Origin of the sequence: Enterobacter cloacae complex sp. 277I4, from assembly GCF_050031465.1 — a bacterium.
Classification (GTDB): Bacteria; Pseudomonadota; Gammaproteobacteria; order Enterobacterales; family Enterobacteriaceae; genus Enterobacter; species Enterobacter cloacae.
In genome coordinates, this window is the sequence record NZ_JBLGWC010000001.1 from 1514959 (window position 1) to 1525721 (window position 10763).

A 10763-nucleotide genomic window follows, 5' to 3' on the forward strand; every position below is an offset into this window, starting at 1 on the left:
CCATGGCCAGATCGCGTGGACGAGGTCGTCGCGAGCTCAAGTCCGAAATCAATATCGTTCCGCTGCTGGACGTACTGCTGGTGTTGCTGCTGATCTTTATGGCGACAGCGCCCATCATTACCCAGAGCGTGGAAGTTGATCTGCCGGATGCGACAGAATCACAGGCGGTAAGCACCAATGACGATCCTCCGGTCATCATTGAGGTTTCCGGCGTAGGGCAATACAGCGTCGTGGTAGAGAAAGATCGTATGGATCAGCTACCGCCGGAGCAGGTGATTGCTGAAGCGCAACGACGCCTGGAGTCAAATCCGAAAACGGTCTTCTTAATCGGTGGTGCGAAAGACGTGCCTTACGATGAAATTATTAAAGCGCTGAACTTGCTACATAGTGCGGGTGTTAAGTCTGTCGGCTTAATGACTCAGCCTATTTGATCATCCGCGTAGTTTTTGGGAACCGATAGTGTCAAAGGCAACCGAACAGAACGACAAGCTTAAGCGAGCGATAATCGTCTCCGCAGTGCTGCATGTGATCCTTTTTGCAGGGCTGATCTGGAGTTCGTTCGACGAGCATATTGATGCATCAGCGGGCGGCGGTGGCGGTTCTTCTATCGACGCCGTCATGGTGGATCCCGGTGCGGTCGTGCAGAACTATAACCGTCAGCAACAGCAGCAGGCGAGTGCAAAACGGGCTGAAGAGCAGCGAGAAAAACAGGCGCAACAGCAAGCGGAGGAACTGCGTGAAAAGCAGGCCGCCGAGCAGGAACGTCTGAAGCAGCTTGAGAAAGAACGTTTGCAGGCGCAGGAAGCCGCGAAAGAGCAGGCAGAACAGCAGAAGCAAGCCGAAGAGGCCGCGAAGAAAGCCCAGGAACAGCAAAAGCAGGCGGAAGAGGCGGCAGCTAAAGCCGCAGCGGATGCCAAAGCACAGGCTGATGCCCAGGCGAAATTAGCGGCAGAAGCGGCGAAGAAAGCCGCTGCCGACGCCCAGAAGAAAGCGGAAGCGGAAGCCGCGAAGAAAGCCGCCGCTGATGCTCAGAAGAAAGCGGAAGCAGAAGCCGCGAAAAAAGCCGCTGCTGATGCTCAGAAGAAAGCTGAAGCCGAAGCTGCAAAAAAAGCTGCTCAGGAAGCCGAGAAGAAAGCGGCTGCCGAGGCTGCGAAGAAAGCCGCCGCTGCCGAGAAAGCTGCCGCAGAAAAAGCCGCCGCTGCTGAAAAAGCGGCTGCGGAGAAGAAAGCTGCCGACAAAAAAGCTGCAGCTGAGAAGGCTGCTGCCGATAAAAAAGCGGCTGCTGAAAAAGCTGCAGCGAAAAAGGCTGCTGCAGAAAAAGCCGCTGCCGCTGCGGGCGTTGACGATCTGCTGGGCGATCTCAGTTCCGGTAAGAATGCGCCGAAAACAGGCGGTGGGGCGAAAGGAAACAACGCAGCACCGACAGGAAGTGGTAACACTAAGAGCAACGGTGCGACAGGGGCTGAAATCAATGGCTATGCTGCGCAGATTAAATCCGCTATCGAAAGCCGATTCTATGATGCGTCTTCCTATACCGGTAAAACGTGTACGCTGCGTATAAAACTGGCGCCGGACGGCATGCTTCTTGATATTAAGTCTGAAGGTGGGGATCCCGCTTTGTGTACTGCAGCTCAGGCTGCAGCACGTCAGGCGAAGATGCCTAAACCACCGTCTCAGGCAGTCTACGAAGTCTTTAAAAATGCACCGCTGGACTTCAAACCTTAAGTTACATTTTCCCCGTGCAAACGGGGAAAAATAGACCAGGTTTAGTCACAGGGTTTAGTAGTTTTGTCTATTTGGGTTTGTTAACATTCTGCTAAATTATCGTGGGTAAGGTTACCCAGATAAGGGAGATATGATGAAGCAGGCATTACGTGTAGCATTTAGTTTCTTAATGCTGTGGGCAGCTGTACTGCACGCAGAAGTACGTATCGAGATCACCCAGGGGGTGGACTCGGCACGCCCAATCGGTGTAGTTCCATTCCAGTGGGCTGGCCCTGGTGCGGCGCCTGAAGATGCCGGCGGCATCGTGGCAGCTGACCTGCGTAACAGCGGTAAATTCAACCCGTTAGATCGTTCTCGTCTGCCTCAGCAGCCGGGTAGCGCGCAGGAAGTTCAACCTGCCGCATGGTCTGCACTGGGCATTGATGCCGTGGTTGTGGGTCAGGTTACCCCTAACCCGGACGGCTCTTACAACGTGGCCTGGCAGCTGGTGGATACCGGCGGTGCACCGGGTACCGTTCTGGCTCAGAACTCTTACAAGGTCACTAAACAGTACCTGCGCTATGCGGCTCACGCTGCCAGCGATGCGGTATTCGAAAAACTGACCGGTATTAAAGGTGCGTTCCGTACCCGTATCGCCTATGTGGTACAGACCAACGGCGGCCAGTTCCCGTATGAGCTGCGCGTCTCTGACTACGACGGTTACAACCAGTTCCTGGTGAAACGCTCTTCTCAGCCGCTGATGTCTCCAGCCTGGTCTCCGGACGGGTCTAAACTGGCTTACGTGACCTTCGAAAGCGGTCGTTCTGCGCTGGTTATTCAGACGCTGGCTAACGGTGCTGTTCGTCAGGTGGCGTCGTTCCCACGTCACAACGGTGCGCCTTCGTTCTCGCCGGACGGCTCTAAGCTGGCCTTTGCGCTGTCCAAAACCGGTAGCCTGAACCTGTACGTGATGGACATTGGTTCTGGTCAGATCCGTCAGGTGACGGATGGTCGCAGCAACAACACGGAACCATCATGGTTCCCGGACAGCCAGAACCTGGCGTTTACCTCTGACCAGGCAGGCCGTCCACAAATCTATAAAGTGAACATCAACGGCGGGGCTCCGCAGCGTATCACCTGGGAAGGCTCTCAGAACCAGAACGCAGATGTGAGCAGCGACGGTAAATTTATGGTAATGGTCAGCTCCAACGGTGGGCAGCAGCACATTGCCAAACAAGATCTGGTAGCGGGTGGCGTCCAAGTTCTGTCGTCAACGTTCCTGGATGAAACGCCAAGTCTGGCACCTAACGGCACTATGGTAATCTACAGCTCTTCTCAGGGGATGGGATCTGTGCTGAATCTGGTTTCTACAGATGGGCGTTTCAAAGCGCGTATTCCGGCAACTGATGGACAGGTAAAATCCCCTGCCTGGTCGCCGTATCTGTAAATAATAATTAATTGATTACTAAAGGAATCATAGAAATGCAACTGAACAAAGTGCTGAAGGGGCTGATGATCGCTCTGCCTGTAATGGCAATCGCAGCGTGTTCTTCTAACAAGAACGCCAGCAATGACCAGAGCGGCGAAGGCATGATGGGTGCCGGCACCGGTATGGACGCGAACGGCAATGGCAACATGTCCTCTGAAGAGCAAGCGCGTCTTCAGATGCAGCAGCTGCAGCAGAACAACATCGTTTACTTCGATCTGGATAAATACGACATCCGTTCTGACTTCGCTGCGATGCTGGATGCTCACGCTAACTTCCTGCGTAGCAACCCGTCTTACAAAGTCACCGTAGAAGGTCACGCGGACGAACGTGGTACTCCAGAGTACAACATCTCCCTGGGTGAACGTCGTGCTAACGCTGTTAAAATGTACCTGCAGGGTAAAGGCGTTTCTGCTGACCAGATCTCCATCGTTTCTTACGGTAAAGAAAAACCTGCAGTACTGGGTCATGACGAAGCGGCGTACGCCAAAAACCGTCGTGCCGTACTGGTTTACTAAGAGAATTGCATGAGCAGTAACTTCAGACATCATCTGTTGAGTCTGTCGTTACTGGTTGGAATAGCGGCCCCCTGGGCCGCTTTTGCTCAGGCACCAATCAGTAGTGTCGGCTCAGGCTCGGTGGAAGACCGGGTCACTCAACTCGAGCGTATCTCTAACGCTCACAGTCAGCTTTTAACCCAACTCCAGCAACAACTTTCCGATAACCAAACTGATATCGACTCCCTCCGTGGTCAGATTCAGGAGAGCCAGTATCAGCTTAACCAGGTTGTGGAACGTCAAAAGCAGATCTTGCTGCAGATTGATAGCCTGAGCAGCGGGGGGGCAGCAGCGCAACCAGCAGCGGGCGATCAAAGCGGAGCGGCCACAGACGCGCCAGCGCCTTCAGCCGATGCCTCTGCTGCGACAGGGGCGCCTGTGCAGAGTGGTGACGCGAACACGGATTACAACGCGGCCATTGCACTGGTACAGGATAAATCGCGCCAGGATGATGCTATCGTTGCGTTTCAGAACTTCGTTAAGAAGTACCCGGATTCCACTTACCAGCCAAACGCAAATTACTGGCTGGGTCAGTTGAATTACAACAAGGGTAAAAAAGACGATGCGGCGTTTTATTTCGCTTCTGTGGTGAAAAATTACCCGAAATCGCCAAAAGCGCCTGATGCGATGTTTAAGGTCGGCGTGATCATGCAGGACAAAGGTGACACTGCGAAAGCCAAAGCGGTTTATCAGCAGGTGGTTGCAAAATTCCCGGGCACGGAAGGGGCCAAACAGGCGCAAAAACGTCTAAGTTCGATGGGATGATTATCGCATGACCAGAAATCGCGTTATTTCTGGTCGTGCAGCATGATTACTAAGCAGTTAAGTGATCTTCATCGAAATTTTTGTTGCGCAGAATTCTTAAATCAGTAATATATGCCGCCGTTGCCACGGGATATCAAACAACGTGAAAGCAGCGTAAAAGTGGGTCGTTAGCTCAGTTGGTAGAGCAGTTGACTTTTAATCAATTGGTCGCAGGTTCGAATCCTGCACGACCCACCACTTAAAGCAGTTCCGGCAGTACAGAGTGGGTGATTAGCTCAGTTGGTAGAGCATCTCCTTTACACGGAGGGGGTCGGCGGTTCGAGCCCGTCATCACCCACCACTCGGGTCGTTAGCTCAGTTGGTAGAGCAGTTGACTTTTAATCAATTGGTCGCAGGTTCGAATCCTGCACGACCCACCACTTCAAACGTGGAACCGAGTAAAATCTTCGAAGTCAGCACCCGAATGGGTCGTTAGCTCAGTTGGTAGAGCAGTTGACTTTTAATCAATTGGTCGCAGGTTCGAATCCTGCACGACCCACCACTTCGAAGAAAAATCCCGCAAGGGGTCGTTAGCTCAGTTGGTAGAGCAGTTGACTTTTAATCAATTGGTCGCAGGTTCGAATCCTGCACGACCCACCAATGTTAAAAAGCGCCCTAAAAGCGCTTTTTTGCTATCTGCGATACAACAAATGCTCCGCACATCTATTCCCGGTGACTTTTCACTCCAGATTCGCTATCTTGTTTAGTATACAAAACACAATTGCCCTGCGTTTTGCTATGTCAGGCAAAAGAAAGGCAATATTGTTAAGCCAGTAAAACGAGAAGCCATAATGAGCGTGATGTTTGATCCTGAAGCCGCAATCTATCCCTTCCCGCCGAAGCCTGTTCCGCTGAGCATGGATGAAAAGCAGTTCTACCGTGAGAAAATCAAGCGTCTTCTCAAAGAGCGAGATGCCGTGATGGTGGCACATTACTACACCGATCCGGAAATCCAGCAGCTGGCGGAAGAGACCGGAGGCTGTATTTCTGACTCTCTGGAGATGGCGCGCTTTGGTGCAAAACATCCTGCTTCCACGCTACTGGTTGCGGGGGTGCGTTTTATGGGGGAAACGGCAAAAATCCTTAGCCCTGAAAAAACCATCCTGATGCCAACGCTGAACGCGGAGTGTTCACTGGATCTCGGCTGTCCGATTGACGAATTCTCGGCCTTCTGCGATGCCCATCCTGACCGGACCGTGGTGGTGTACGCTAATACGTCGGCAGCAGTTAAAGCGCGCGCAGACTGGGTTGTTACGTCGAGCATCGCCGTTGAACTGATTGAGCACCTGGACAGCCTGGGTGAGAAAATTATCTGGGCACCTGACCGCCACCTTGGAAACTACGTCCAGAAGCAGACCGGGGCAGACGTGCTCTGCTGGCAGGGCGCCTGCATCGTTCATGACGAGTTCAAGACGCAGGCACTGTCCCGCATGAAGGCGCTTTACCCTGATGCCGCTATTCTTGTTCATCCTGAATCACCGCAGTCGATTGTCGATATGGCCGATGCCGTGGGTTCAACCAGCCAGCTTATTAATGCTGCCAGAACGTTGCCGCATAAGCAGCTTATCGTGGCGACCGATCGCGGTATCTTCTACAAGATGCAGCAGGCCGTGCCGGAGAAAGAGCTCCTGGAAGCGCCAACCGCAGGCGAGGGAGCCACGTGCCGCAGCTGTGCGCACTGTCCGTGGATGGCGATGAACGGCCTGAAAGCGATTGCCGAAGGGTTAGAAACCGGCGGTGCGGCGCATGAGATCCATGTGGATGCCGCTCTGCGTGAAGGCGCGTTAGTTCCACTTAACCGCATGCTGGATTTTGCGGCTACACTACGTACTTAATTCACTACGTTCCGGGGAAAAGATGGATTTTTTTAGCACACAAAACATTCTGGTTCATATACCGATTGGTGCAGGTGGCTATGACCTGTCATGGATTGAGGCCGTTGGCACGCTGGCGGGATTACTCTGTATCTGGCTCGCAAGCCTGGAGAAGATCAGCAATTACGCGTTCGGGCTCATTAACGTTACGCTGTTTGCGATTATCTTCTTCCAGATCCAGCTCTACGCAAGCTTGCTTTTGCAGCTGTTCTTTTTTGCGGCCAATATCTACGGGTGGTACGCGTGGTCGCGGCAGAACAGCCAGCAGGAGGCCGAGCTGCAGATCCGCTGGTTACCCTTGCCGAAAGCCATCGCCTGGTTTGTCGCGTGTGTGGTCGCCATTGGTTTAATGACGGTCTACATCAACCCGGTATTTGCTTTCCTGACCCGTATTGCTGTGGCGGCCATGTCCGGCATCGGGTTACAGGTGACAATGCCAGTGCTTCAGCCGGATGCTTTCCCGTTCTGGGATTCCTGCATGATGGTGCTGTCCATTGCGGCGATGATCCTGATGACCCGTAAATACGTTGAGAACTGGCTGCTGTGGGTCATCATCAATGTCATCAGCGTGGTGATTTTCGCCCTGCAGGGCGTCTATGCGATGTCTCTGGAATATCTGCTGTTGACCTTCATTGCCCTGAACGGAAGCCGGATGTGGATTAACAGCGCGCGTGAGCGAGGCTCTCACGCGCTCTCCAGTTAATGGTGATGATGATGTGAATGGTCGGACTGCGCCTCATTCAGGTGGCAATCCGGCCCGTTACAGGGCTGGTACTCCATCTGGATGGTCGCGTGACCAATTTCATAGTGATGTTCAAGAAAGTGCTGGATGCGTTCGAGCAGCGCATCGTGGTCGTGCGGAGGGATCACCTGGACGTGCAACGTCATAACCGGTTTCTCGCCCACCAGCCAGACGTGTACGTGGTGGACGTTACGTACCTCAGGAACTGAACGATGCAGATTACGTTTTAACTCGGCGATATTCACCGAGGCGGGCGCCCCCTCAAGCAACTCATTGACGCTCTCCTTCAATAGCCGCCAGGCGCTGCGTAACACCAGACACGAGACCAGTACAGAAAGAATAGGGTCGACAGGCGTCCAGCCGGTGTAGAGGATCACCAGTGCGGCAACAATGGCTCCCACCGAGCCCAGTAAATCTCCCATCACATGCAGAGCCGCGGCGCGTACGTTAAGGTTCTTTTCGCCACTGCCGCGATGCAAAATCCAGAAGGCCAGAAGATTGGCAAGCAGCCCCGCCACGGCGATCGCCATCATTGTCATCCCGGCGACCGGCTGAGGGTGTCTGAAGCGCTGAATGGCCTCCCAGACGATAAGAAGGGTAATGACCACCAGCGCAATCGCATTAACAAACGCGGCAAGCGTCGTCAGCCTCAGCCAGCCGAATGTATGGCGTGCATTAGGAGGACGACGGGCAAACTGTACGGCCAGGAGGGCAAAAAGCAGCGCTGCTGCATCGGTAAGCATATGTCCGGCGTCAGCCAGCAGCGCCAGGGAGCCGGAGATCAAACCGCCGATCACCTCAATAATCATGAAGGTGGCGGTAACGCCGAAGGCCAGCAGCAGGCGTTTAGCGTTGTCGTCGCCGGAGGCGTGGGAATGCGTGTGTGCCATGTTATCTTTCCTGATTCGTTATTGTTATTAGTGTAGCGTTTTTAATAAGTTACTCAAAAAGAAAGGAGAGCCTGAGCTCTCCTTTCGCAGTTAAATCAATAACCGGTTACTGGGTTGTACCATCCGTTTTGGTATTGGCATCATCGCCCACTTTGTCATTCGCGTCCGGGCAACGTCCGTCTTTACACATCGTGTTTTTGTGAACCTCATCCTTGCTCATATTGTCATGATTCATGGTGCCTGAGTCGGTACCATCAGGGTGCAGCATCGTGCCGCCGGTATTCGTGTTCCCGTTATTAATTTGGCTGTTATCGACATTGTTCGGGGCGACATTCTGTTTGGCATCAGGGGCCACCTGGCCTGCTGACGCAGCCGCGTTAGCATCGCCGTTACCCGATGAGCTCGTTTCAGCCGCAAGAACGCTGCCGCTTGCCAGGGTGAGGGTTGCCGTCAGGAAGAGAGTTGCCAGTTTCGTCATTTTCATCATGGTGCTCCTGTTCTTGTCGTTACGCTGGATAACATTCTCCAACAGTGCATCTTTTTCAGAGGCGAAAGATCCCGCCAGACGGACTTACGTCAGTAGGGAATCGCGTTTAATAAAGCAAAAATGGTTGTTACAGTTAAAAAGCTTAGGTTAGATCTCGTTTTTCGCTATTTTGTGGCGATTTTTAGGCGAATTCCAGGAATTATCTGCGTGAAGTGTAAAACCGTGTTTACACTTCCTGGTCGACAAGATAGATTGAAAGGATTGCTTTCATTACTAAAGATATGGCAGAGCTGGAAAGAAGATGAATTATCAGAACGACGATTTACGCATTAAAGAGATCAATGAGTTATTACCTCCTGTAGCACTCCTTGAGAAATTCCCCGCCACTGAAAATGCCGCAAACACGGTTTCTCATGCTCGTAAAGCGATCCACAAGATCCTGAAAGGTAATGACGATCGTCTTCTGGTGGTGATTGGCCCGTGCTCTATCCACGATCCTGCCGCGGCAAAAGAGTATGCCGCGAGACTGCTTAAGCTGCGCGAAGAGCTTAAAGATGAGCTGGAAATTGTGATGCGCGTGTACTTTGAAAAGCCGCGCACCACCGTTGGCTGGAAAGGGCTGATTAACGATCCGCATATGGACAACAGCTTCCAGATTAACGACGGCCTGCGTATTGCGCGCAAGCTGCTGCTGGAGATTAACGACAGTGGCCTGCCAGCCGCCGGTGAGTTCCTGGATATGATTACGCCACAATATCTGGCAGACCTGATGAGCTGGGGCGCCATTGGCGCGCGTACCACTGAATCTCAGGTTCACCGTGAACTGGCGTCCGGCCTCTCTTGCCCGGTGGGTTTTAAAAACGGTACCGATGGCACCATCAAAGTCGCTATTGATGCCATCAATGCGGCAGGGGCACCACACTGCTTCCTGTCCGTGACCAAATGGGGTCACTCTGCCATTGTTAACACCAGCGGTAACGGTGACTGCCATATCATTCTGCGCGGCGGTAAAGAGCCTAACTACAGCGCAAAACATGTCGCGGAAGTGAAGGTCGGGCTGGAAAAAGCCGGGCTGCCGCCTCAGGTGATGATCGACTTCAGCCACGCCAACTCCAGCAAGCAGTTTAAAAAGCAGATGGAAGTCGGCGCAGATGTTTGTCAGCAGATTGCTGGCGGCGAGAAAGCGGTGATTGGGGTGATGATTGAAAGCCATCTGGTTGAGGGTAACCAGAACCTCGAAGGCAGCGAGCCGCTGGTCTATGGCAAGAGCGTGACGGATGCCTGCATTGGCTGGGAAGATACCGACGCCATCCTGCGTCAGCTGGCGAATGCGGTAAAAGCCCGTCGCGGTTGATTCTTCCGGCACAAATAAAAAAGCGCGGAAGGCTCCGCGCTTTTTTTATGTCCGGCGAAAATTACTTCGCTTTACCCTGGTTCGCAACAGCCGCGGCTTTCGCTGCGATCTCATCCGCGTTACCCAGATAGTAGTGTTTGATTGGCTTGAAGTTTTCGTCGAACTCATACACCAGCGGTACGCCAGTCGGGATGTTCAGTTCGAGGATCTCGTCTTCACCCATGTTGTCCAGGTATTTCACCAGCGCGCGCAGGGAGTTACCGTGAGCGGCGATGATCACGCGCTCACCGCTTTTCAGGCGTGGCAGAATGGTTTCGTTCCAGTAAGGAACAACGCGGTCAATGGTCAGCGCCAGGCTCTCGGTGGTTGGCAGCTCAGCGTCGGTCAGTTTCGCGTAACGCGGGTCGTGGCCCGGATAGCGCTCGTCATCTTTGGTCAGCTCTGGTGGGGTTACCGCGAAGCCGCGACGCCACTGTTTAACCTGCTCGTCACCGTACTTCTCAGCGGTTTCGGCTTTGTTCAGACCCTGCAGCGCACCGTAGTGACGCTCGTTCAGTTTCCAGGATTTCTCAACCGGCAGCCAGGCCTGATCCAGCTCGTCCAGCACGTTCCACAGGGTGTGGATGGCACGTTTCAGCACAGAGGTGTAAGCAAAATCAAAGCTGAAGCCTTCTTCTTTCAGCAGTTTACCTGCCGCTTTTGCTTCGCTTACGCCTTTCTCAGACAGATCAACGTCGTACCAACCGGTGAAGCGGTTTTCGTTGTTCCACTGGCTTTCGCCGTGGCGCACCAGAACCAGCTTAGTAATAGCCATCTCTTACTCCTCAAGCATTTTTAGAATGATATCAATTCTCATTATATTGCC

11 protein-coding genes and 5 tRNA genes are annotated in these 10763 nt (G+C 53.2%); 13 read left to right on the plus strand and 3 right to left on the minus strand.

The window, feature by feature from the left end:
• Positions 1 to 2: 2 nt before the first annotated feature.
• The 12 genes from tolR to pnuC all read left to right on the plus strand — a co-directional run bounded on the left by tolR (position 3) and on the right by pnuC (position 7128).
• Entirely contained in the window at positions 3 to 431 is a 429-nt protein-coding gene (tolR, locus tag ACQG19_RS07255) for a colicin uptake protein TolR (RefSeq protein WP_003858589.1), read from the plus strand.
• A gap of 28 nt (positions 432 to 459) precedes the next feature.
• The gene (gene tolA, locus ACQG19_RS07260; protein WP_095427304.1) at positions 460 to 1725 is read left to right on the plus strand and encodes a cell envelope integrity protein TolA; all 1266 of its coding nucleotides are present in this window, start codon (positions 460 to 462) and stop codon (positions 1723 to 1725) included.
• Positions 1726 to 1858: 133 nt separating this feature from the next.
• Positions 1859 to 3151, plus strand: a complete 1293-nt coding sequence (gene tolB, locus ACQG19_RS07265) for a Tol-Pal system beta propeller repeat protein TolB (RefSeq protein ID WP_013097529.1) — start codon at positions 1859 to 1861, stop codon at positions 3149 to 3151.
• 35 nt (positions 3152 to 3186) lie between these two features.
• Positions 3187 to 3708, plus strand: a complete 522-nt coding sequence (gene pal / locus ACQG19_RS07270) for a peptidoglycan-associated lipoprotein Pal (protein WP_006177214.1) — start codon at positions 3187 to 3189, stop codon at positions 3706 to 3708.
• A 9-nt stretch (positions 3709 to 3717) separates the two neighbouring features.
• On the plus strand, positions 3718 to 4512 hold the full coding sequence (cpoB, locus tag ACQG19_RS07275; protein WP_013097528.1) for a cell division protein CpoB: 795 nt from the start codon (positions 3718 to 3720) through the stop codon (positions 4510 to 4512).
• 161 nt (positions 4513 to 4673) lie between these two features.
• Positions 4674 to 4749, plus strand: a tRNA-Lys gene (locus tag ACQG19_RS07280).
• Between the two features lie 27 nt (positions 4750 to 4776).
• Positions 4777 to 4852, plus strand: a tRNA-Val gene (locus ACQG19_RS07285).
• A 3-nt stretch (positions 4853 to 4855) separates the two neighbouring features.
• Positions 4856 to 4931: transfer RNA gene (locus ACQG19_RS07290), tRNA-Lys, on the plus strand.
• 46 nt (positions 4932 to 4977) lie between these two features.
• Positions 4978 to 5053, plus strand: a tRNA-Lys gene (locus ACQG19_RS07295).
• Positions 5054 to 5075: 22 nt separating this feature from the next.
• A tRNA-Lys gene (locus ACQG19_RS07300) sits at positions 5076 to 5151 on the plus strand.
• Between the two features lie 191 nt (positions 5152 to 5342).
• Positions 5343 to 6386, plus strand: coding sequence for a quinolinate synthase NadA (nadA, locus tag ACQG19_RS07305; protein WP_048971046.1), 1044 nt, complete (start codon positions 5343 to 5345; stop codon positions 6384 to 6386).
• Between the two features lie 22 nt (positions 6387 to 6408).
• Positions 6409 to 7128: a nicotinamide riboside transporter PnuC gene (pnuC, locus tag ACQG19_RS07310; protein ID WP_020685075.1), complete on the plus strand. Its 720-nt coding sequence runs from the start codon at positions 6409 to 6411 to the stop codon at positions 7126 to 7128.
• On the opposite strand, the gene zitB is transcribed toward pnuC, so the two are convergent.
• Together zitB and ACQG19_RS07320 are read right to left on the minus strand one after the other, a co-directional pair.
• Positions 7125 to 8057, minus strand: a complete 933-nt coding sequence (gene zitB, locus ACQG19_RS07315) for a CDF family zinc transporter ZitB (protein ID WP_038986082.1) — start codon at positions 8055 to 8057, stop codon at positions 7125 to 7127. The genes pnuC and zitB overlap by 4 nt on opposite strands.
• Before the next feature lie 106 nt (positions 8058 to 8163).
• The gene (locus ACQG19_RS07320; protein ID WP_020685076.1) at positions 8164 to 8541 is read right to left on the minus strand and encodes a YbgS-like family protein; all 378 of its coding nucleotides are present in this window, start codon (positions 8539 to 8541) and stop codon (positions 8164 to 8166) included.
• Positions 8542 to 8845: 304 nt separating this feature from the next.
• Between ACQG19_RS07320 and aroG the strand changes: the two genes are divergently transcribed.
• On the plus strand, positions 8846 to 9898 hold the full coding sequence (gene aroG / locus ACQG19_RS07325; protein WP_013097523.1) for a 3-deoxy-7-phosphoheptulonate synthase AroG: 1053 nt from the start codon (positions 8846 to 8848) through the stop codon (positions 9896 to 9898).
• 61 nt (positions 9899 to 9959) lie between these two features.
• Here aroG and gpmA read toward each other — a convergent pair whose 3' ends face one another.
• Positions 9960 to 10712, minus strand: a complete 753-nt coding sequence (gene gpmA / locus ACQG19_RS07330) for a 2,3-diphosphoglycerate-dependent phosphoglycerate mutase (protein WP_008501111.1) — start codon at positions 10710 to 10712, stop codon at positions 9960 to 9962.
• Positions 10713 to 10763 lie beyond the last annotated feature (51 nt).

What these genes read in the sequence shown, in the direction of transcription:
- tolR (WP_003858589.1), top strand. Translation starts at nt 3, where the DNA reads ATGGCCAGATCGCGTGGACGAGGTCGTCGCGAGCTCAAGTCCGAAATC.
- tolB (WP_013097529.1), top strand. Translation starts at nt 1,859, where the DNA reads ATGAAGCAGGCATTACGTGTAGCATTTAGTTTCTTAATGCTGTGGGCA.
- pal (WP_006177214.1), top strand. Translation starts at nt 3,187, where the DNA reads ATGCAACTGAACAAAGTGCTGAAGGGGCTGATGATCGCTCTGCCTGTA.
- cpoB (WP_013097528.1), top strand. Translation starts at nt 3,718, where the DNA reads ATGAGCAGTAACTTCAGACATCATCTGTTGAGTCTGTCGTTACTGGTT.
- nadA (WP_048971046.1), top strand. Translation starts at nt 5,343, where the DNA reads ATGAGCGTGATGTTTGATCCTGAAGCCGCAATCTATCCCTTCCCGCCG.
- pnuC (WP_020685075.1), top strand. Translation starts at nt 6,409, where the DNA reads ATGGATTTTTTTAGCACACAAAACATTCTGGTTCATATACCGATTGGT.
- zitB (WP_038986082.1), bottom strand. Translation starts at nt 8,057, where the DNA reads ATGGCACACACGCATTCCCACGCCTCCGGCGACGACAACGCTAAACGC.
- ACQG19_RS07320 (WP_020685076.1), bottom strand. Translation starts at nt 8,541, where the DNA reads ATGAAAATGACGAAACTGGCAACTCTCTTCCTGACGGCAACCCTCACC.
- aroG (WP_013097523.1), top strand. Translation starts at nt 8,846, where the DNA reads ATGAATTATCAGAACGACGATTTACGCATTAAAGAGATCAATGAGTTA.
- gpmA (WP_008501111.1), bottom strand. Translation starts at nt 10,712, where the DNA reads ATGGCTATTACTAAGCTGGTTCTGGTGCGCCACGGCGAAAGCCAGTGG.